Consider the following 21,937-nt stretch of genomic DNA (forward strand, 5'->3'; position numbering starts at 1 on the left):
TGCCGAGTAGTCAACGTTCCACCCATGAGCAACCAGCATCAGACGTTCGCTGATGTACTGGCCTCTGACCTCACCCCGAAGGGATCGGTAAGAAGTGCTCCTTAGAAAGGAGGTGATCCAGCCGCACCTTCCGGTACGGCTACCTTGTTACGACTTCGTCCCAATCGCCAGTCCCACCTTCGACAGCTCCCTCCCGCAAGGGGTTGGGCCACCGGCTTCGGGTGTTACCGACTTTCGTGACGTGACGGGCGGTGTGTACAAGGCCCGGGAACGTATTCACCGCAGCAATGCTGATCTGCGATTACTAGCGACTCCGACTTCATGGGGTCGAGTTGCAGACCCCAATCCGAACTGAGACCGGCTTTTTGAGATTCGCTCCACCTCGCGGTATCGCAGCTCATTGTACCGGCCATTGTAGCACGTGTGCAGCCCAAGACATAAGGGGCATGATGACTTGACGTCGTCCCCACCTTCCTCCGAGTTGACCCCGGCGGTCTCCCGTGAGTCCCCAGCACCACAAGGGCCTGCTGGCAACACGGGACAAGGGTTGCGCTCGTTGCGGGACTTAACCCAACATCTCACGACACGAGCTGACGACAGCCATGCACCACCTGTACACCGACCACAAGGGGGACCCTGTCTCCAGGGTTTTCCGGTGTATGTCAAGCCTTGGTAAGGTTCTTCGCGTTGCGTCGAATTAAGCCACATGCTCCGCCGCTTGTGCGGGCCCCCGTCAATTCCTTTGAGTTTTAGCCTTGCGGCCGTACTCCCCAGGCGGGGCACTTAATGCGTTAGCTGCGGCACGGACAACGTGGAATGTTGCCCACACCTAGTGCCCACCGTTTACGGCGTGGACTACCAGGGTATCTAATCCTGTTCGCTCCCCACGCTTTCGCTCCTCAGCGTCAGTATCGGCCCAGAGATCCGCCTTCGCCACCGGTGTTCCTCCTGATATCTGCGCATTTCACCGCTACACCAGGAATTCCGATCTCCCCTACCGAACTCTAGCCTGCCCGTATCGACTGCAGACCCGGGGTTAAGCCCCGGGCTTTCACAACCGACGCGACAAGCCGCCTACGAGCTCTTTACGCCCAATAATTCCGGACAACGCTCGCGCCCTACGTATTACCGCGGCTGCTGGCACGTAGTTAGCCGGCGCTTCTTCTGCAGGTACCGTCACTTTCGCTTCTTCCCTGCTGAAAGAGGTTTACAACCCGAAGGCCGTCATCCCTCACGCGGCGTCGCTGCATCAGGCTTGCGCCCATTGTGCAATATTCCCCACTGCTGCCTCCCGTAGGAGTCTGGGCCGTGTCTCAGTCCCAGTGTGGCCGGTCGCCCTCTCAGGCCGGCTACCCGTCGTCGCCTTGGTGAGCCGTTACCTCACCAACAAGCTGATAGGCCGCGGGCTCATCCTGCACCGCCGGAGCTTTCGACCACCACAGATGCCTGTAGTGGTCAGTATCCGGTATTAGACCCCGTTTCCAGGGCTTGTCCCAGAGTGCAGGGCAGATTGCCCACGTGTTACTCACCCGTTCGCCACTAATCCCCACCGAAGTGGTTCATCGTTCGACTTGCATGTGTTAAGCACGCCGCCAGCGTTCGTCCTGAGCCAGGATCAAACTCTCCGTGAATGTGTACCGGTAATCCGGTCGACACCACGAGAGCGGAACAGTCAGGCGGAATAGGCCCGACCGTTCACAGCGTCCTCGCTGTGTTTTTTCAAAGGAACCTCGACCATCGGAGATCCGATGGACGGGGTATCAACATATCTGGCGTTGACTTTTGGCACGCTGTTGAGTTCTCAAGGAACGGTCGCTTCCTTTGTACTCACCCTCTCGGGCTTTCCTCCGGGCGCTTCCCTTCGGTGTTCCAAACTCTATCAGTGTTTTTCCGGCCCTCTGACCACCGTCCTGCAGGCATGCAGAAGGTGGCCCCGAGATAGGATCTGACAAGTTGGTTGCTGCCGGGCGCGGACACGATCTTGCGTCGCTCAGCCCCAAGCAGGAGTACGACTGTACACGCGGCCGTAGAGCCGGTGCAAATCCCTTTGGGGTATGGTCTAGACCACTCTGGAGTGCCTGCGCGGAACCGGCACTTCAGGTGACATACGCTGCTGAGCAGTGTGCCGTCCGGTACCGATACGGACGGCCCCTATCGATCTCCACCCCTGGGAGGCTTCCCATGACCACCGTGACGTCCCCACTCGCAGGACGCGCCATCGGACTGGCAGCCGTGCCGGATCCGGTCTTCTCCGGGGCCATGGTCGGCCCGGGTACAGCGATCGACCCCGTACGCGAGCCTTCCGAAGCCGTCTCCCCCGTGGACGGCGTCATCGTCTCCCTGCACCCGCACGCGTTCGTCGTCGTCGACGAGAGCGGACACGGCGTGCTCACCCACCTCGGTATCGACACCGTGCAGCTCAACGGAGAGGGTTTCGAGCTGCTCGTGAACAAGGGCGACACCGTCCGGCGCGGTCAGGGCGTCGTGCGCTGGAACCCGGCGGCCGTCGAGGCCGCAGGCAAGTCCGCGATCTGCCCGGTCGTAGCACTGGAAGCCACGGCCGAGGCGCTCTCCGATCTTCGCGACAACGGTGATGTGAAGGCCGGCGACAGTCTCTTCCTCTGGAAGTGACGTCTGTGCCGTCGTATGACGGCGAGTACGACAACCAACGCGGCGGTGGGACCCGCCGCACTATCGGAGACGGGTGAGATGGAGACAACGCTGCGAGGCGTCGGCGTGAGCCACGGTGTGGCGATCGGCGAAGTTCGGCATATGGGAACGGCGGTGCTCGAGCCGCCCGCGAAGCAGATTCCGGCGGAGGAAGCGGAGCGTGAACAGGGGCGCGCCCGCAAGGCCGTGGAGGCTGTGGCGGCTGACCTGATGGCGCGCGGGAATCTGGCGGGAGGCGAGGCCCAGGCGGTGCTCGAGGCCCAGGCCATGATGGCCCAGGACCCCGAGCTGATGGCCGATGTGGAGCGGCGGATCGCTGTCGGCAGCACGGCCGAGCGCGGGGTGTACGACGCGTTCGCCTCGTACCGCGAGCTGCTGGCCGGCGCCGGTGAGTACCTCGCCGGTCGCGTGGCCGACCTCGACGACGTGCGGAACCGTATCGTCGCCCGTCTGCTGGGGGTACCGATGCCGGGTGTCCCCGACAGCGACGAGCCCTATGTCCTTGTGGCCCGGGATCTCGCGCCTGCCGACACCGCGCTGCTCGACCCGACTCTCGTGTTGGGCTTCGTCACCGAGGAGGGCGGCCCGACCAGTCACAGCGCGATTCTGGCCCGCGCGCTCGGGGTGCCGGCCGTCGTGGCGCTGCCGGGCGCCGGTGAGCTCGCCGAAGGCACGATGATCGCCGTCGACGGCAGCACGGGCGAGATCTTCGTCGAGCCGAACGATGAGAAGAAGGCTCAGCTCGAGGCCGCGGCGGCCGAGCGGAAGGCTGCCTTGGCCGCCTCGACCGGGCCCGGAGCGACCGCGGATGGTCACAAGGTGCCGCTCCTGGCGAACATCGGTGGCCCCGCGGATGTGGCGGCCGCCGTGGAGGCCGGCGCCGAAGGCGTCGGTCTGTTCCGTACCGAGTTCCTCTTCCTGGACGACAGCAAGCAGGCGCCGTCCGAGGAGAAGCAGATCGCGGCCTACCGGCAGGTGCTCGAGGCGTTCCCCGAGGGGCGTGTCGTGGTGCGGGTGCTGGACGCGGGTGCGGACAAGCCGCTCGACTTCCTCACGCCGGCCGACGAGCCGAACCCCGCGCTGGGCGTGCGGGGCCTGCGGACGCTGCTCGATCACCCGGAAGTCCTGCGCACGCAGCTGACGGCGCTCGCGAAGGCCGCGGAGGGGCTGCCGGTCTACCTCGAGGTCATGGCCCCGATGGTGGCGGACCGTACGGATGCCAAGGCCTTCGCGGACGCGTGCCGTGAGGCGGGGCTGCGGGCGAAGTTCGGTGCGATGGTCGAGATCCCGTCGGCCGCGCTGCGGGCGCGCTCGATCCTGCAGGAGGTCGAGTTCCTGTCGCTGGGGACGAACGACCTGGCGCAGTACACGTTCGCCGCCGACCGTCAGGTGGGTGCGGTCTCCCGTCTTCAGGATCCGTGGCAGCCCGCGCTGCTCGACCTGGTGGCGCTGTCCGCCGAGGCGGCGAAGGCCGAGGGCAAGAGCTGTGGTGTGTGCGGTGAGGCCGCGTCCGACCCGCTGCTCGCGTGTGTGCTGGCTGGTCTGGGTGTCACCTCTCTCTCCATGGGCTCGGCGTCGATCCCGTACGTCCGCGCGACGCTGGCGAAGTACACGTTGGCGCAGTGCGAGCGGGCCGCGGCCGCGGCCCGGGCGTCGGACAGCGCCGAGGACGCGCGGAGTGCGGCGCAGGCGGTGCTGTCCGGCGAGTAGGCCGGATGTGGTCGGCTGATCGGCTGCCCGGGAGGGGCGCCCCACCACGGTGGGGCGCCCCTCCGGCGTTTCAGTGGTGGTGTCCCTGTGTGGGTTTCTCGTCTCCGAGGTCGGGTGGTGCGCAGTAGTCGACGTTGGATTCCGGGGAGATGAGGTCCCCGGAGTCGAGGTCGGTGCAGTAGGCGTCGAAGACCTCTCCCGCAGTGAGGGGTGCGAGTCCGTATGCGCGCAGGCGCCAGCCGTAGACCCGGTCGGGGGCGCCTGGGGCGCTGGCCCGGATGACGAGGCCTCCGGGGCTTTCGGTGGCCAGGCCGAGGGCCAGGACCGTGGTGAATTCGAGGGCTTCGTTTTCGTCGAGTTCCAGGGCGTTGCCGGTGTCGGTGGCGTGGAGTGCGGCGACGAGGGTTTCGGGTGGTCCGGTGACGCTGCAGACGAGGTGCCGGTCCCCGGGTGGAGCTGTGTCGAGGATGCGGACGAGGAGTTCCGAGGCGCGGGCGAAGGCGGCGCGTCCGATGTCCTCGCCGCAGGAGGTGCAGGCTCCCAGGCGGGCGAGGAGCGTGGTCGCGTACTCCCAGGTGGCCTGCCGGACGGCTTCGTCGACGAGGGAGGAGAGGAGGTCGGCCAGTGGCTGGCCCTCGTAAGGGAGGGCCGGGCCGGTGAGCGCGAGGTGCGCGGTGAAGCGGGTGCGGGTCGACGGGATGTCGGGGTCCAGGCCCTTCTGTTCGCAGAACTCGGCGTATTCCTCCGGGTCGAAGAGGGCCACCGTGGTGTGGCTGCCTTGCAGGGCCCGCGTCCTGAGGAGGGCCTCCATCTGCTTGAGGTACGTCGCGTGGTCGTCGAAGGTGAAGCTGCGGTAGCGCCGCATGGCCCGGAAGTCGTGCTCGTCGGTCAGCAGGCCGATGGTGCCTGCGATTTCGCGGCCCAGGACGCGTCGCATGGTCCTGCTGTCGGTGTGCGCCATTGTGTTCCCCCTGTGCGCGGTCGATCAATGCTCACTCACAGTAACCGGCGGCACTGACAATGGGGGGCGCCAGGGGGATCACGTACTCGACCGATGAAGAATCCGCAGGTCATGGCGGTGTTGCTGATGCCGTGCAGGATCGACCCACGGTGACGGGGAGTGGTCCAAGAGGCCGGTCAGGCGCGCTTGCGGGCCAGTTCCTCGTAGAAGGCCAGCAGGTCGAGGTTGTCGATGGAGCCCGGGTTGACCGCCTTCTCCAGGGGGGTGCCTTGGAGGAGGCGCTTGACCGGGACCTCGATGCGCTTGCCGGTGAGGGTGTGCGGGATGCCGGGCACTTCGATGATCTCGTCGGGGACGTGGCGCGGTGAGAGTTGCTCGCGGATGGTCTGCTTGATGCGGTTCAGCAGGGACTCGTCGAGAGTGGCTCCCGGGGCCAGATGCACGAAGAGGGGCATCCAGTAGCCGCCGTCGGGCTGTTCGATGCCGATGACGAGGGACTCCCGGATCTCGGGGAGGCGCTCGACGGCTTCGTAGATGTCGGCGGATCCCATGCGCACGCCCTGGCGGTTGAGCGTGGAGTCGGAGCGGCCGTGGATGATGACGGATCCGCGGGAGGTGACGGTGATCCAGTCGCCGTGCCGCCATACGCCCGGGTAGGTGTCGAAGTAGCTGTCGTGGTAGCGGCTGCCGTCGGGGTCGTTCCAGAAGTGGATAGGCATCGACGGCATGGGGTTGGTGACCACCAGTTCCCCGACCTCGTCGATCAGGGGGCTGCCGTTCGGGTCCCAGGACTGGAGGTCGGTGCCGAGGCAGGGGGCCTGCAGCTCGCCGACGTGGACCGGGAGGGTCGGTACCGCTCCGGCGAAGCAGGAGCACACGTCCGTGCCGCCGCTGACGGAGGCGATCCACAGGTCGTCGCGGACCTCGTCGTGGAGCCAGCGGAAGCCGTCCGGCGGCAGGGGTGAGCCGGTGGTGGCGACGCACTGGACGGAGGAGAGGTCGAAGTCGCGGGACGGGTGCACGCCGGCCTTGCGGCAGGCCATGACGTAGGCGGCCGAGGTGCCGTACAAGGTGGCTTTCGTGCGTTCGGCGATCCGCCATTGGGCACCGGTGTCGGGGTAGCCGGGGCTGCCGTCGTAGAGGACGATCGTGGTGCCGGTGAGCAGGCCGGAGACGAGGAAGTTCCACATCATCCAGCCGGTCGAGGTGTACCAGAAGAAGCGGTCCTCGGGGCCCAGGTCGCAGTGCAGGCCGATCTGCTTGAGGTGCTCGACCAGGATGCCGCCCTGGGACTGGACGATGGCCTTGGGCAGGCCGGTCGTGCCGGAGGAGTAGAGGACCCACAGGGGGTGGTCGAAGGGCACCTGCTCGAAGACGGGGGCGGTGTCGCCGGAGGTGAGGGCAGACCAGTCCAGGGCGCCCTCGGGCGCGTCGGTGCCGAGGAGGGGGATGTGGACGACGGCGCGCAGGGTGGGCAGTTCGCGCCGCAGTTCGGCGACGATCTCGCGGCGGTCGTGTTCCTTGCCTCCGTAGCGGTAGCCGTCGACGGTGAACAGCACGACGGGTTCCACCTGCTGGAAGCGGTCGAGGACGCTGCGGGCGCCGAAGTCGGGCGCGCAGGACGTCCAGACGCCGCCCACGGCCGCTGTGGCGAGGAGGGCGACCACGGCCTGCGGGATGTTGGGGAGGTAGCCGCTGACGCGGTCTCCGGGACGCACGCCGAGCGCGCGCAGCTCGGCGGCGAGGGAGCCGACCTGGCGGCGCAGTTCGGTCCAGGTGACGGGACTTGGTTCGTGTGTCTCGTCGACGTACAGGAGAGCCGGTTCGTCGGCGCGGGTTTCGGCGGCGCGCAGGGCGTGTTCGGCGTAGTTGAGGGTTGCCCCGGGGAACCATCGGGCGCCCGGCATGGAGCGGTCGCCGAGCACGCGCGCGTAGGGGGTCGAGAAGCGGACGTCGAACCACTCGGTGACGGCTGTCCAGAAGGTTTCCAGCTCATCGACGGACCAGCGCTGCAGGGCCGCGTAGCCGCCCTCGGCGGGGGCGCCGTGGTGCTCGGCGGCCCAGGCCTGGAACCTGGTGATGCGTGCCCGTGCGATGCGCTCGGGGTCGGGCTGCCAGAGCGGCTGAGGACTATCGGTCGACATGGTCGGCTCCCGGACTGTGCGCGTCGTGTGCGTCCTCCGCGCACGGGCTGGGGTGTGCGCGTGACGCGGCTGGCACGGACAATGCCACGTGATCGACTTCGGCACCAGGGTGCGCCCCACATAGTCGGTGTCGTGAAGATGTGGTCCTGACACGGGTGAACGGCAGTTGAACGAGACGCGCTCGTGGGGCGGTCAGTGGCAGGGTGAGCAGCATGAACGGTCGTGACCTGGTGCGTTCGGTGAAAGCGGTGGGTTCGGTGGGGGCGGCGCAGGGTGTGCGTACCGTACGAGCAGCGTGGCGCAGGCGGCGGGCCGACGCCACCGGGCTGCCGTCGCGGGGGGCGGAGCGGGCGCGGGTGCCCGGGCCCGTGCAGGAGGTGGAGCCGGGGCCGGGGGGCGGTGTCGTCCGGTTCAGCCGGTCGGAGCTGCGGATTCTGGTCGCGGTGAACGGGGCCGTCTTCTGGGGCTGGGACGGGGCGGAGCCCGAGCCGTCGTACGCGCTGGCCGGACGCTGTCCGGAGCCGGATCCCCGGGCGGTGCTGGAGCCGGACAAGGACGGCGGCTGGCGGGTGGTGGCCGAGCGGGCGACGGTGGTCGTCTCGCGGCACGGCGCGGTGGAGGTGCGCACGCCCGGTGGCGTGACCCTTCGCCGTGATCTGCCGCCGCGGTGGTGGGAGCCGGTCGGTGGCGGCCAGGCGCGGTGGATGCAGCGGACGGAGGTGGCTGCCGACGCGCGGTTCTTCGGTCTCGGGGGGCGTGCTTCGGGTCCTCGGCTGCCGGACGGGACGTACCGGCTGTGGAACACCGATCCCGGGCACGCCTTCGCGCCTGGTGACGACCCGCTGTACATCACGATGCCGGTGCAGCTGGTGGTGTCCGACGGAGGTACCCATCTGGTGTTCCACGACAGCTCGTGGGACGGCACGGTGGCCCTGCGGGAGGGCGAGGAGGGTGCGGGTTCCGGGCACGATCGCGCCGGGACGAGCGAGCTGCGGATGGACGGCGGTCCGCTGCGCTGCTGGGTGATGGTGGGCAGCCCCGCGCGCGTGCTGCTCGCGTGGGCCTCGCTGACCGGGGCACCGGCGCTGCCGCCCGCGTGGGCGCTCGGCCATCACCACGCGCGGTGGGGGTTCGGCAGCGAGCAGGAGGTGCGGCGGATCGTCGCAGGGTATCTCGAGCACGGTCTTCCGCTCGACGCCGTGCATCTGGACATCGACCATTTCGACGCGCATCAGGGTTTCACCGTGGACCAGGACCGCTTCCCGAAGCTGCCGGTTCTGGCGGAGGAGCTGCGGCGGGACGGCATCCGGCTGGTGTCGATCGTCGACCCGGCCGTGAAGGCCCTGCCCGGAAACGCGGTGTACGACGACGGCGTGGCGGAGGACGCGTTCGTACGGGACGCGTCGGGGCAGGTCGTGCAGGGTGTGGTGTGGCCCGGGGAGGCGGTGTTTCCGGACTTCACGCACGCGCGCGTGCGGGAGTGGTGGGGCCGTCTCTATGAGGAGCGGCTGACGCAGGGGTTCTCGGGTTTCTGGCACGACATGAACGAGCCCACCTCGTTCAACGCCTTCGGGGAGACGACGCTGCCGCGCTCGGCGCGGCACTCCTTGGAGGGGCGGAGCGGGGACCATCGTGAGGCGCACAACGTGTACGCGCTGTGCATGGCCAGGGCGGGCTTCGAAGGACTGCGGAAACTCTCGCCCCAGGAGCGGCCGTTTCTGTTCTCCCGCTCCGGGTGGGCCGGCATGCAGCGCTACGGCGGGACGTGGTCGGGGGACGTGGCCACCGGCTGGCCGGGGCTGCGGGCGTCTCTGGCGCTGGTCATGGGGCTCGGGCTGTGCGGTGTCCCGTACTCGGGTCCGGACATCGGAGGCTTCGACGGGGATCCCTCACCCGAGCTGTACCTGCGGTGGTTCCAGCTGGGCGCGTATCTGCCGCTCTTCCGGACGCACGCGAGTCTGCGGGCGGGGCGGAGGGAACCGTGGGAGTTCGGTCCCGAGGTGCTGGAGCACGCGCGCGTGGCGCTCGTGGAACGCCGGCGGCTGCTGCCGTACTTCATGACCCTGGCGCATCTGGCCCGGCGGACCGGGGCGCCCTACGTGCGGCCCCTGTGGTGGGCCGCACCGGAGGAGCGGGTGCTGCGGGACTGCGGGGACGCCTTCCTGCTCGGCGACAGCCTGCTGGTGGCGCCGGTGCTCGATCCGGGCGCGGACCGGCGTGCCGTGCAGCTGCCGCGGGGACGCTGGTACGACACGGTGACGGAGCAGGCGTACGAGGGGCCGGCGCAGGTGCTCGTCGACGCGCCCCTGTCGCGGATACCGGTGTTCGCACGCGCGGGTGCCGTGCTTCCCGTGCGCGGGGAGGACGGCGGTCTCGAGCTGGAGGTCTGGGCACCCGCCCGGGGCCGGACCGGGGGCGGGCTGGTCGTGCCGGACGGGGGCGAGGGGTGGGACGAGCCGGAGATCGAGCGCTACACCTCCCGGTGGACGGGCTCGCGGGTGGTCGTCGAGCGGGAGGGTGAGGACGGCGGGGGCGCGCCGCCCCACCCGGTGCGCGTCCGTGGGGCCGGCGAGCGCTGAGCTCAGTACCGGCCCTCGAACCAGGCCCGGACGGCCACGGTGTGCAGCGGGAAGGCGAGCTCCTCCGGCCTGCGCAGGAGGTGCCAGCCCTCGGTCTCGTCCGTGGCGGCGGAGGGCGGCAGGCCCTCGGCCGGGCGTTCCGGGAGGAGACCGAACAGCAGCAGGTGTCCGTCGGGCGAGCTCATGGCGTCGACGAGGCGTACGTCGCGGCCGGCCGCGTCGATGCCGGTCTCCTCCTTGAGTTCGCGTACGACCGCCTGCCGCCAGTCCTCGCGGTCGTCGATGTAGCCGCCGGGCAGGGCGATGCCTCCGCGCGCGGGAGCGACGGTTCGTGTGATGACCACCAGGGCCATGCCCTTGGTGTCGTACACGGGCTGGAGGGCCACCGCGACCGGGAGCGGGTTGCGGTAGGCCACGGCGCCGCATGCCGGGCAGGTGCGGGGCCAGCCGGAGACGCCCTCACCGTAGGGCGCGCCGCAGCTCGAACAGTGGGAGTCCGGCGCGGAGTTGGAACTGGAGTGCTGAGTTTCGGACACGCGGCGGACTGTAGCCGATCACGGGCAGGGCGTCTCGGGCAGGCGGCTCAGTGGACGCTGGTGAGCGACTTCCTGGACACCGGGAAGTCGGAGTAGGTGTCCGGTTAGGGCTCGGGCTTGTAGGCGTAGTGGCACCACTCCTCCGGCAGGTTCACGAAGCCGGGGCTGATCAGGGCGCGGGCCACGGTGGTGAGTCGGGTCATGCCTCCTGCGTCCACCAGGAGTGGTCCCCGGTGGGGAAGGGACAGGCGCTGTGACTGCCTGTCGCGTCCGGGTCGGTGGCCTGCCGATCTCCGGCGGATCGTGACAGACTCCTGACACATCGTCAGATCCGGCTGTGGGGAGGGACTGTGGCGCGTACACGCAGACCTGTGGTGGCGGGGTGGTTCGCCGGGGAGGGGGACGGTTTCCGGCTGCTCGGCACGCGTTGCACGGCATGCGCTTCGGTGTTCTTCCCGCGCGAGGACCACCATTGCCGCAACCCGGGCTGTGCGGGCGGGGAGTTGGAGGAGATCCCGCTGTCCCGGCGCGGGCGCGTCTGGTCGTACACGGACAGCCGGTATCGGCCGCCGTCACCCTACGTGAGCGATCCGGAACTTCCATGGGAGCCGTGCGCGTTGATCGCTGTGGAGCTGGAGGCCGAGCGGATCGTGGTGCTGGGACAGGCGGCTCCGGGGGTCACCGCCTCGGATCTGGCGGTGGGCATGGAGGCGGAGGTCGTGCCCGGCGTGCTCCATGAGGACACGGAGACGACGTGGACGACGTGGCAGTGGCGGCCGACGGGGGTGGAGGCGTGACGGACGAAGTGGCGGTGCTCGGCGCGGGCATGCACCCGTGGGGCAAGTGGGGGCGGAGCTTCGTCGAGTACGGCGTGTCGGCCGCCCGCGCGGCCCTCGCCGACGCCGGGCTGGACTGGCGGGACATCGGCTCGATCATCGGCGCGGACACGGTGCGGGGCGGCTACCCGGGATTCGTCGCGGGAGCGGCATTCGCGAAAGCACTGGGTTGGCAAGGAGCCCGGGTCGCGAGCGTGTACGCGGCGTGCGCCTCCGGGGCACAGGCCGTCGACACCGCCCGCGCCCAGATCCTCGCCGGGCTCGCCGACGTGGTGCTCGTGGTCGGGGCCGATGCAGCTCCCAAGGGGTTTTTCCGCCCGGCGGGCGGCGACCGGCCCGACGATCCCGACTGGCTGCGCTTCCGCGTCCTCGGGGCGACCAACCCGGTCTACTTCGGGCTGTACGCCCGCAGACGCATGGCTGTGCACGGCGACACGCCGGAGGACTTCGCACAGGTGAAGGTGAAGAACGCGGCGATGGGAGCGCTCAACCCGAACGCCCGCTACCGCAGCCGTGTCACGGCCGAGGAGGTCGCCGCCTCCCCCGTCGTCGCCGACCCGCTGCGGCTGCTCGACATCTGCGCCACCTCCGACGGCGGTGCGGCCCTGGTGCTGTCGAGCCTGGAGTACGCGCGGCGGCATGGGCACGCGGAGCCGGTGCGGATCCGGGCCGTCTCCACGGTGACCCCGCGTTACCCCAACACCGTGCTGGACCTGCCGGACATCGCCACGGACTCCGCGGTGGCGGTGGACCCGCCCGCGCAGACGTTCCGGACGTCGATCGCCCGCGCGGCCTACGACGAGGCCGGCATAGGCCCGGAAGACCTGTCGTTGGCCGAGGTCTACGACCTCTCCACCGCCCTTGAGCTGCAGTGGTACGAAGACCTGGGGCTGTGCGGTGAGGGCGAGGGCGTGAAGCTGCTGCGCGACGGGGTGACGACCCTGGGCGGTCGCATACCGGTGAACGTCAGCGGTGGTCTGGCCTCCTTCGGCGAGGCGGTTCCGGCCCAGGCGATAGCCCAGGTGTGTGAGCTGACCTGGCAGTTGAGAGGCGAGGCAGGTGACCGGCAGGTGACGGGAGCGCGCGTCGGCCTCAGTGCGAACCAGGGGCTCTTCGGGCACGGGTCGGCGGTGATCGCGGTGCGGTGAGCCCCTCTGCCGGAGACTGCACGGCCGCAGGGGGCCATGCGGGTCGTGCACCGCCTCCGTGCGGGTCGTGCCGCCGCGCCGGACCTTGGCCATACGCTGTGTGACCGCGCCGGAATCCTGCGTGAACGTCTCATGAACTGGGCCTGAGCGTGCGCCGGTGGAAGTCATCATGCTCCCGTGCGCTCCTGGACGGATACTCTCCGCTTCGCCTTCCAACCGGTGGTCAACCTGACGACCGGGGCGGTTGCGGGACTGGAGATACTCGCCCGCCCTGAGAGCGGCGACATCCTGGCCGAAGCCCGTCGGGATCCCGAGCTCGACTGCCGACTGGCGGTGTCCGCGGTCCGTGCGGCGGTGCGCAAGGAGACCCTGCTCCCGGTGTTCGTCAACGTGTTCGCCGGCACCCTCGCCGACCTCGGTGGTCTCCCTTCCCTGCACGACGCTGTGCGCGAGGCGGGGCGCCTGCCGTGGGAGGTGACGATCGACGTCTGTCCGCCGTACACGCACGTGCCGCAGCAGGCGCTGCTGGAGGCGGTCGTCACACTGCGCGGCCAGGGCTTCCGGATCTGCGCGGACGGTGTGGGGGACGGGGACGTGCCCTTGCGGCTGCTCTCGGACATCGCTCCCGGACTCGTGAAACTGGACGCGTCGCTGCTGGCGCGGCCCGCGGTGGTGCGGTCCATGCGGACGCTGTGCGACGAGCTGGGAGCGCTCCTGGCCGTGGAGGGCGTGGAGACCGAAGGACAGTGCGCGGCGGCATGGGCGGCCGGAGCACAGCTGGCACAGGGCGAGCTCTTCGCGCCGCCGGCCCGGCTGCCCGCCGCGGACGTCTACGTTCCGCCCCGCTCCCCCGGCGTTATGGCGGTCCCCCGGTCCGGGCCGTCGGTACGGGAGTTCGTGCGGCCCGCCGCCTTGCTGCCCGCCACGGCATCGGCAGGGCAGGTGCGCGCGCTGCTGACCGGCTCGCCGGACGTGTCCGGGGTGCTGCTCGTGGACACCGCCGGGGTACCGGTCCGGTCGGTGCACCGGTCCCGCTTCCTGTTGTCGATGTCGGGGCGCTACGGGCACGCCCTGTACGCCGACCGGCCCGCGGCCAAGCTCGGCGACCCACCGCGGACGGTGGGCGTCGACGCGACCGCCTGGGAGGTGCTGGACGTGGTGGCGGTCGGCGGACGGGACCGTACGTCGGACGACGTGGCCGTGGTGGACGAGTACGGACGGTGCGTGGGCGTCGTACGGCTCGCGGACCTCGTGCGCGCGCTGGCCGAGACACGGGTGGAGGAGGCGGCCGGACTCAATCCGCTGACGCGTCTGCCGGGCTCGGACGCGATCACCGAGGAGGTGGACCGGCGCATCGCTGCCGGGCGGGCGTTCGCGCTGAGCTGGCTGGACGTCGACCACTTCAAGCAGGTCAACGACGGGGCCGGGTTCGCGGCGGGCGACGAGCTGATCCGGGCAGTGGGCCGCGCACTCCAGCAGGCCGCCACGGGAGGAGCACGCGTGGGGCACATCGGCGGGGACGACTTCCTGGTCCTGGCCGATCCGGACGGCCTCGATCCGCTGGCCGCCTCCGTGCTGGACGCGCCCTGGTCGGCGGGCGGGCGGCCGGTGACGCTGTCGCTCGCGACGGTGCTGTGCGCGCCGGGCAGTGTGGCGGACCACCGGCAGGCGGCGGCCTGCCTGGCACCGCTGAAGAAGGCGGCCAAGGCCTTGCACGGGGCGAGTTGGGTGCTGGGCCGCGCGGGATCGCCCGGCCACGAGACCCGCCGGGGGTCCGAACCGGCAGCGGCGGGGTGTGGAGTGGTGGAACCGGGTGGGGGGTGAGGGGCGGCTGCGGGGAAGGGCCGGGTTGACCGGGGGGGTCTGTATCGCTCGCAGGGCCGGAGCGGCGCGAGCGATGGGTCTGGGCGGCTTGCAGGGGCGCGTGGACTGAGGACATGTCTGCGCTCTGAGCCGCTTGCAGGGTCGTGTGGGCTCGGAGGGGCGGGCATGGGCTTCTGAGCCCCTCGTTGGGGCTTCAGCGGGCGAGCGGGGCTGGATCTGGCGGCGCTCCGGTGGGCTCGGCCCATGTGGTCGGCGGTGCTGTCAGGGGCGGCGCCTGGGCGCCGGGAACCTGCCCCGGCAGGCCCCGTACGGCGGCCTGCCGCGGGTCCCGACTGGTCCGGTTGAGAAACCGGCAGGTCAGGTAGATGCTGGACACGAGCAAGCGAGGAGTCAGGTGAGGCTGGGCAGTCGCCGAGGGCGGGGCTCAGCGAAGGCCGGACACCACCCGTCATGTCTCGCGCGGCGCACAAGGCCCGCGCGGGTCCGACCCAGATCTGAACAACGATCCCGACCGGGTACCGCCGCGGCCGTGCAACCGGCCACCCGGCCCGGCACGAACCCGGGCGGCCGTCACATGGCCGTCAACCGTTGCGGTCGGCTACCTTGACGCCCTTTGGGTGCCGGTGAACACTTCCGGTGTCAGTCGACATCGCCGTACATACTCGGCGTAATCCGGCACTGCGGCGCGTGAACGCGCCTGCGCCAAGGCCCATTCCCCCACGGGCGATTCGGCTGCGACGGCACGCTCGTCACGGATGCCGGGCGGGGCGCGGGACCCCCTGCCTTCGGCTGAAGTAGCCATGGGAAACGCACCCTGCACGTGAGGACCGGGGCGGACCGTCCCGGGCCTTGGCCTAGGAGCCGCCATGAGCAACGTAGACATCTTCGTCGGCGAGATCATCGGAACGGCGATTCTCATCCTGTTCGGCGCGGGCGTCTGCGCCGCCGTCACCCTCAGATTCTCGAAGGCGCGAGCCTCGGGCTGGATCGTCATCACGTTCGGATGGGGCTTCGGTGTCCTGGCCGGCGCGTACACGGCCGCCCCGCTGTCGGGCGGCCACATCAACCCCGCGGTCACGTTCGGCCTGGCCGTCGACACAGGCGTGTGGAACAAGGTCTGGGTCTACGTGCTCGGGCAGATGGTGGGGGCGATCCTGGGCGCCATCCTGGCGTACCTGCTGTACTTCGCCCAGTTCCGGGCCAATGTACGGCAGACGGGCACCACGGACGGCACGGTGGACGAGCCGGTGCCGACCCTGGGCATCTTCTCCACCATCCCGGAGATCAGGAACCCGGTCGCCAACCTGATGACGGAGGTCCTCGCGACCATCGCCCTGGTGCTGCCCATCCTCGCGCTCGTCGGTGACAACCGCGTCGTCCAGGGGGTCGGCATCGGACCGATCCCGGGCGAGGGAGCCGGGATCTACGGCTCCGGCATCTCGATCCTGCTGGTGGCTCTGCTGGTCGTCGGCATCGGTCTCTCGCTCGGTGGGCCCACCGGTTATGCGATCAACCCGGCACGTGACCTGGGTCCGCGCATCGTGCACCAGTTCCTCCCGATCCCGAACAAGGGGACGTCCGACTGGGGATACGCATGGGTTCCGGTGGTGGGGCCTTTGGCAGGCGGAGTCCTCGCGGCCCTCATCTACAACGCAGCCTTCTGAACCAGCCCGAGGGGTAGTCATGACGGACAACGCCGAGAAGTACGTCGCAGCGATCGACCAGGGCACCACGTCGAGCCGCTGCATCGTCTTCAACCAGCACGGCGCGATCGTCGCCGTCGACCAGCGCGAGCACCGCCAGATCTTTCCCAAGCCCGGCTGGGTGGAGCACGACGCCACCGAGATCTGGTCCAAGACCCAGGCGGTGGTCGCCGGGGCGATCGCCAAGGCCGGGCTGCGCGCCGACCAGCTGAGCGCGATGGGGATCACCAACCAGCGGGAGACGACCCTCCTGTGGGACCGCGCGACGGGCAAGCCGGTGCACAACGCCATCGTCTGGCAGGACACGCGGACGGCGGCGCTCTGCAACCAGCTGGGCGGATCGGACGGGCAGGACCGTTTCCGCGAGCAGACGGGGCTGCCGCTGGCCACCTACTTCTCCGGGCCCAAGGCGGCCTGGCTGCTCGACAATGTGCCCGACCTGCGGGCGCGCGCCGAACGCGGTGAGATCGCCTTCGGCACCATGGACTCGTGGCTGATCTGGAACCTCACCGGCGGCACGGACGGCGGGCAGCACGTCACCGACGTCACCAACGCCGGCCGGACCATGCTGATGAACCTGGAGACCCTCCAGTGGGACTCCTCGATCCTCTCGGCGATGAACATCCCCGAGGCCATGCTCCCCGAGATCAAATCCTCCGCCGAGGTGTACGGCACCGCCGTCGGCCAGCTCGCCGGCGTCCCCGTGGCCTCGGCGCTGGGCGACCAGCAGGCGGCCGTGTTCGGGCAGGCCTGCTACGACGTGGGCACGGCGAAGAACACGTACGGCACGGGAAGCTTCCTGCTGCTCAACACGGGCAACCGCCCGGTGCCGTCGAAGAGCGGCCTGCTGACGACCATGGGGTACAAGATCGGCAGTGAGGCGCCGATCTACTGCCTGGAGGGGTCGATAGCCATAACGGGCGCGCTGGTCCAGTGGTTCCGCGACCAGCTCGGCATCATCCGCACCGCCGACGAGATCGAGCCCCTGGCGGCGAGCGTGGAGGACAACGGCGGCGCGTACATCGTGCCCGCGTTCTCGGGCCTGTTCGCGCCGTACTGGCGCTCCGACGCGCGTGGCGTGGTCACCGGCCTCACCCGGTACGTCACGAAGGCGCACCTCGCGCGCGCCGTGCTGGAGGCGACGAGCTGGCAGACGCGCGAGGTCGTGGACGCCATGTACCAGGACTCCGGGGTGCACATCACCACCCTGAAGGTCGACGGCGGCATGACGAAGAACAACCTGCTCATGCAGCACCAGTCGGACGTGCTCGACGTGCCGGTGGTGCGGCCCAAGGTCTCCGAGACGACCTGTCTGGGCGCCGCGTACGCGGCCGGTCTGGCCACCGGTGTGTGGAACGACCTGGACGAGCTCAAGGCGCACTGGCAGAAGGACGTCGAGTGGACGCCGTCCATGGAGGCGTCGGTACGGGACCGCGAGTACCACAACTGGCGCAAGGCCGTGGAGCGGAGCTTCGGCTGGGAGGAGGACGGCGACAGCTAGCCACGCGCGCGTGGAGGGCCGTTCACGACTGCGGCCCGTACCCCTGTCGGCGGGGGTACGGGCCGTGCCCGCCGGTCGGTTCCGGTCAGGAGGTCACCGTGTGGCGGCGGTCCGCCGCGTAGGCCATGGCGTGCTGGACGACGCCGATGAGCGCTTCCTTGACGGACTCGCGGTCGCGGGCGTCGCACATCATGAGCGGTACGCCGTCGTCGAGGTCGAGGGCCTGGCGGACGTCCTCGACCGGGTAGATCGGGGCGCCCTCGAAGCAGTTGACGCCGACGAGGAACGGTATGGCGCGCCGCTCGAAGTAGTCGACGGCTGCGAAGCAGTCCTCCAGGCGCCGGGTGTCGGCCAGCACGACGGCACCGAGCGCGCCCTCGGAGAGTTCGTCCCACATGAACCAGAACCGCTCCTGTCCGGGCGTGCCGAAGAGGTACAGCACCAGGTCCTCGCGCAGGGTGATGCGGCCGAAGTCCATGGCCACGGTCGTGGTGTGCTTGCCTTCCACGCCGCTGATGTCGTCGACCGGGCGCCCGGCCTCGGTGAGCAGTTCCTCGGTGCGCAGCGGCCTGATCTCGCTGACCGCGCCGACGAGCGTGGTCTTGCCCACGCCGAAGCCGCCGGCCACAAGGATCTTGAGCGTGACGGGCTCGACCGGAGGCTTGCCGCGCTCAGAACGCCCGAAGATCATCGATCTCTTCTCCTGCTTGATGGGGGTCGGGCGACGGCGGGCCGTAGCCTCCGCCGCCGGGGGTTTCGATGACGAGTACGTCGCCGGGAATGACGTCCGCGGAGCCACTGCCGCCGAGGTCGGTCACCGTGCCGTCGGCGTGTTCCACCCGGTTGGCGCCGAGAGCGCCCGGCTCGCCGCCCGCCATACCGTACGGGGGGACGCGACGGTGCTGCGAGAGCGTGGAGACGGTCATGGGCTCCAGGAAGCGGATGCGGCGCACGGCACCGTCCCCGCCACGCCACCGTCCGGCGCCGCCGCTGCCGCGCCGGACCGCGAACTCCTCGAGGCGCACGGGCAGTCGCCCCTCCAGGACCTCGGGGTCGGTGAGGCGTGAGTTGGTCATGTGGGTCTGGACGACGGGTGCGCCGGGGAAGCCGTCGCCCGCTCCGGAGCCGGAGGCGACCGTCTCGTAGTACTGGTGGCGCGCGTTGCCGAAGGTGACGTTGTTCATGGTCCCGGAGCCCTCGGCCTGGACGCCGAGGGCGGCGTAGAGGGCACCGGTGATGGCCTGCGAGGTCTCCACGTTGCCCGCGACGACGGCGGCCGGCGGCTCGGGCGCGAGCAGGGAGCCGGGCGGTACGACGATGCTCAGGGGGCGCAGGCAGCCGTCGTTGAGGGGGATGTCGTCGGCGACGAGGGTGCGGAAGACGTACAGGACCGCCGCGTTGACGACCGAGAAGGGCGCGTTGAAGTTGGTGGGCAGCTGCGCGGACGTGCCGGTGAAGTCGATGGTGGCGGCTCGGTTCTCGCGGTCCACGCGTACGGTCACGCGGATGACGGCGCCCGAGTCGGTCTCGTAGGCGTACTCGCCGTCGTCGAGGGCGTCGATGACGCGGCGCACGGCCTCTTCGGCGTTGTCCTGGACGTGCCGCATATAGGCCTGGACGACGTCGAGGCCGAACTCCTCGATCATGCGGCCGACCTCGTCGACGCCCTTCTGGTTGGCGGCGATCTGGGCGCGGAAGTCGGCGAGGTTGGTCTTCGGGTTGCGGGAGGGGTACGGGGCCTCGGTGAGGAGGCGGAGGGTCTCTTCCTCGCGGAAGCGGCCGTTCTCGGCGAGCAGCCAGTTGTCGAAGAGGACGCCTTCCTCCTCGATGGTGCGGCTGTTCGCGGGCATGGAGCCGGGGGCGATGCCGCCGATCTCGGCGTGGTGGCCGCGTGAGGCGGCGTAGAAGAGGATCTCCGGGTCACTCTCCGTGTTGTCCGGCGCGGGACTGTCGAAGACCGGGGTGATCACTGTGACGTCGGGCAGGTGGGTGCCGCCGTGGTACGGGTCGTTGACGGCGTACGTGTCGCCCGGGCGCATGCGGGGGCCCCGCCGGCGGATGACCTCTTTGACGCTGGTTCCCATCGAGCCCAGGTGGACGGGGATGTGGGGGGCGTTGGCCACCAGGTTTCCGTCCGGGTCGAAGAGGGCGCAGGAGAAGTCCAGGCGCTCTTTGATGTTGACGGACTGGGCGGTGGACTCGAGGCGGGCGCCCATCTGCTCGGCGATGGACATGAAGAGGTTGTTGAAGACCTCGAGCAGAACCGGGTCGACTTTCGTGTCGAGATCGGAACTCTGCGTAACCGCGGCGCGTTCCATGAGCAGATGCCCGTCGTCGGTCGCCGCGGCCCGCCAGCCGTCGTCGACGACGGTTGTCGCGCCGGCTTCGGTGATGATCGCCGGGCCGGTGACGGGGTCGCCGGGGGGAAGGTCCTCACGGCGGTGGAGGGGTACGTCGCGCCAGGAACCGCCGGTGTGGAGGCGGACGGTCCGCGGCGGCGCGGGGCTGCCGTCCGGGGTGGCTCCGTGGGGAGCGAGAGCGGAGAGATCGGGGGGTTCTGTGATGCCGGTGGCTTCGACGGAGAGGGCTTCGACGACGATCGGGCGGTCGAGCGTGAAGGAGTACGTGGCGCGATGACGGTCCTCGAAAGCTCGCCGCATCGTGTCGGGCTCGGTCAGTTCGACGGTGAGGGTGGTGTCGGTGCCGTCGTAGCGGAGCTCCGCGCGACGAGTGACCTGGATGCGCTCCTCGGGGACGTCCTCGGCGAGGAGTTCGGCGCGCGCCGCGGCTTCGAGGTCTTCGGCGGTCTTGCGGACGCCGGGCATGGAGGCGGGGTCCAGGGGGGCCTCGACGGACTGTTCGCGCATGGCGGTGGTGTCGGCGAGGCCGATGCCGAGCGCGGAGAGGACACCGGCCATGGGCGGCACGAGGACGGTGCGGATGCCGAGGGAGTCGGCGACCATGCAGGCGTGCTGGCCGCCGGCGCCGCCGAACGTGGTGAGGGCGTAGCGGGTGACGTCGTGGCCCTTCTGGACGGAGATCCGCTTCACGGCGGACGCGATGTTGGCGACGGCGATCCGCAGATAGCCCTCGGCGACCTGCTCGGGGGTGCGGTCGTCGCCGGTCCGCTCGCCGATCTCGCGCGCGAGATCGGTGAAGCGGTCCCGGACGAGTGCCTCGTCGAGGGGCTCGTCGCCGTTCGGGCCGAACACGTTCGGGAAGTGGGCGGGCTGGATCCGGCCGAGCATGACGTTGGCGTCGGTGACGGCGAGCGGACCGCCGCCGCGGTAGCAGGCGGGTCCCGGGTCCGCGCCCGCCGAGTCCGGCCCTACGCGGTAGCGGGAGCCGTCGAAGTGCAGGACGGAGCCGCCGCCGGCCGCGACGGTGTGGATGTCCAGCATGGGGGCGCGCAGCCGGACGCCGGCGATCCGGCTGGTGAAGACCCGTTCGTACTCGCCCGCGAAGTGGGAGACGTCGGTGGAGGTGCCGCCCATGTCGAAGCCGATGACGCGGTCGAAGCCGGCGAGCTGCGACATCCGGGCCATGCCGACGATGCCGCCGGCCGGGCCGGAGAGGATGGCGTCCTTCCCGCGGAACTGCCCGGCCTCGGTGAGGCCGCCGTTGGACTGCATGAACATCAGCCGTACGCCTTCGAGTTCGTCGGCGACCTGCCGGACGTAGCGGCGCAGTACGGGCGAGAGGTAGGCGTCGACGACGGCGGTGTCCCCGCGGGGGACGAGCTTCATCAGGGGGCTGGCCTCGCTGGAGAGCGAGATCTGCGGGAAGCCGATGCGGGCGGCGAGTTCCCCGACAGCCTGTTCGTGGGCGGGGTGGAGGTGGCTGTGCACGCAGACCACGGCGACGGCCCGGATGCCGTTGTCGTACGCCTCCTGGAGGGGCCGAGCGAGGGCGTCCAGGTCGGGCGCGAGCAGGACGGTGCCGTCGGGGTCGACGCGCTCGTCGACCTCGACGACCCGTTCGTACAGCAGCTCGGGCAGGTCGATGCGGCGGGCGAAGATGCTCGGGCGGTCCTGGTAGGCGATGCGCAGGGCGTCGCGGAAGCCGCGGGTGATGGCCAGGAGGGTGCGTTCGCCCTTGCGCTCCAGGAGGGCGTTGGTGGCGACCGTGGTCCCCATGCGTACGGTCTCGACGGGGTCGTCGGAGCCGGACAGCAGGGCGCGGACGCCCTCGACCGCGGCGTCGGCGTAGCGTGCCGGATTGTCCGACAGGAGCTTGTGCGTGAGCAGCCGGCCGTCCGGGCGACGCGCGACGACGTCGGTGAAGGTGCCGCCCCGGTCGACCCAGAACTGCCAGCCAGTCACGTC

The 21,937-nt window shown here is 70.0% G+C and carries 13 protein-coding genes, 1 rRNA gene and 1 pseudogene; 8 read left to right on the forward strand and 7 right to left on the reverse strand.

Annotation, left to right across the window (positions count from 1 at the left end; translation table 11 throughout):
* Positions 1-105: 105 nt before the first annotated feature.
* A 16S ribosomal RNA gene (locus tag C1703_RS05545) occupies positions 106-1,631 on the reverse strand.
* A gap of 550 nt (positions 1,632-2,181) precedes the next feature.
* Here C1703_RS05545 and C1703_RS05555 point away from each other — a divergent pair.
* Together C1703_RS05555 and ptsP are read left to right on the forward strand one after the other, a co-directional pair.
* Positions 2,182-2,631 carry a PTS glucose transporter subunit IIA gene (locus C1703_RS05555; RefSeq protein ID WP_114250833.1) on the forward strand — a complete coding sequence of 150 codons (450 nt, stop codon included), beginning with the start codon at positions 2,182-2,184 and terminating at the stop codon, positions 2,629-2,631.
* A 78-nt stretch (positions 2,632-2,709) separates the two neighbouring features.
* A complete protein-coding gene (gene ptsP / locus C1703_RS05560) occupies positions 2,710-4,380 on the forward strand; it encodes a phosphoenolpyruvate--protein phosphotransferase (protein WP_114250834.1) in 1,671 nt (556 codons plus the stop codon).
* Between the two features lie 70 nt (positions 4,381-4,450).
* On the opposite strand, the gene C1703_RS05565 is transcribed toward ptsP, so the two are convergent.
* Both C1703_RS05565 and C1703_RS05570 read right to left on the reverse strand, forming a co-directional pair.
* Positions 4,451-5,341 carry a hypothetical protein gene (locus tag C1703_RS05565; protein ID WP_114250835.1) on the reverse strand — a complete coding sequence of 297 codons (891 nt, stop codon included), beginning with the start codon at positions 5,339-5,341 and terminating at the stop codon, positions 4,451-4,453.
* A 176-nt stretch (positions 5,342-5,517) separates the two neighbouring features.
* Positions 5,518-7,485: an acetoacetate--CoA ligase gene (locus tag C1703_RS05570; protein ID WP_114250836.1), complete on the reverse strand. Its 1,968-nt coding sequence runs from the start codon at positions 7,483-7,485 to the stop codon at positions 5,518-5,520.
* Between the two features lie 212 nt (positions 7,486-7,697).
* Between C1703_RS05570 and C1703_RS05575 the strand changes: the two genes are divergently transcribed.
* Positions 7,698-10,064, forward strand: a complete 2,367-nt coding sequence (locus C1703_RS05575) for a TIM-barrel domain-containing protein (protein WP_114250837.1) — start codon at positions 7,698-7,700, stop codon at positions 10,062-10,064.
* Positions 10,065-10,066: 2 nt separating this feature from the next.
* Here C1703_RS05575 and C1703_RS05580 read toward each other — a convergent pair whose 3' ends face one another.
* Positions 10,067-10,600, reverse strand: coding sequence for an NUDIX domain-containing protein (locus C1703_RS05580; protein WP_114250838.1), 534 nt, complete (start codon positions 10,598-10,600; stop codon positions 10,067-10,069).
* 47 nt (positions 10,601-10,647) lie between these two features.
* Positions 10,648-10,761: pseudogene (locus tag C1703_RS40280) on the reverse strand (D-alanyl-D-alanine dipeptidase); the annotation flags it as partial.
* A 210-nt stretch (positions 10,762-10,971) separates the two neighbouring features.
* On the opposite strand from C1703_RS40280, the gene C1703_RS05585 reads away from it, so the two are divergent.
* From C1703_RS05585 to glpK, 5 genes are all read left to right on the forward strand, one after another.
* Entirely contained in the window at positions 10,972-11,397 is a 426-nt protein-coding gene (locus tag C1703_RS05585; protein ID WP_114250839.1) for a zinc ribbon domain-containing protein, read from the forward strand.
* Positions 11,394-12,584 (forward strand): lipid-transfer protein, encoded by a 1,191-nt coding sequence (locus C1703_RS05590; protein WP_114257307.1) that lies wholly within the window; start codon positions 11,394-11,396, stop codon positions 12,582-12,584. The genes C1703_RS05585 and C1703_RS05590 overlap by 4 nt, the downstream gene beginning before the upstream one ends.
* Before the next feature lie 177 nt (positions 12,585-12,761).
* On the forward strand, positions 12,762-14,408 hold the full coding sequence (locus C1703_RS05595) for a GGDEF domain-containing protein (RefSeq protein ID WP_114250840.1): 1,647 nt from the start codon (positions 12,762-12,764) through the stop codon (positions 14,406-14,408).
* An 866-nt stretch (positions 14,409-15,274) separates the two neighbouring features.
* Positions 15,275-16,072 carry an MIP/aquaporin family protein gene (locus C1703_RS05600; RefSeq protein ID WP_114250841.1) on the forward strand — a complete coding sequence of 266 codons (798 nt, stop codon included), beginning with the start codon at positions 15,275-15,277 and terminating at the stop codon, positions 16,070-16,072.
* Positions 16,073-16,091: 19 nt separating this feature from the next.
* A complete protein-coding gene (gene glpK, locus C1703_RS05605; RefSeq protein WP_114250842.1) occupies positions 16,092-17,612 on the forward strand; it encodes a glycerol kinase GlpK in 1,521 nt (506 codons plus the stop codon).
* An 85-nt stretch (positions 17,613-17,697) separates the two neighbouring features.
* Here the strand turns inward: glpK and C1703_RS05610 are convergent, their stop codons facing one another.
* Together C1703_RS05610 and C1703_RS05615 are read right to left on the reverse strand one after the other, a co-directional pair.
* Positions 17,698-18,303, reverse strand: a complete 606-nt coding sequence (locus C1703_RS05610) for an ATP/GTP-binding protein (protein WP_114250843.1) — start codon at positions 18,301-18,303, stop codon at positions 17,698-17,700.
* A complete protein-coding gene (locus C1703_RS05615) occupies positions 18,284-21,934 on the reverse strand; it encodes a hydantoinase B/oxoprolinase family protein (protein ID WP_114250844.1) in 3,651 nt (1,216 codons plus the stop codon). Before C1703_RS05615 ends, C1703_RS05610 begins: the two co-directional genes overlap by 20 nt.
* Between the last annotated feature and the right edge of the window lie 3 nt (positions 21,935-21,937).

The sequence above is a fragment of the Streptomyces sp. Go-475 genome (assembly GCF_003330845.1).
Lineage (GTDB): Bacteria > Actinomycetota > Actinomycetes > Streptomycetales > Streptomycetaceae > Streptomyces.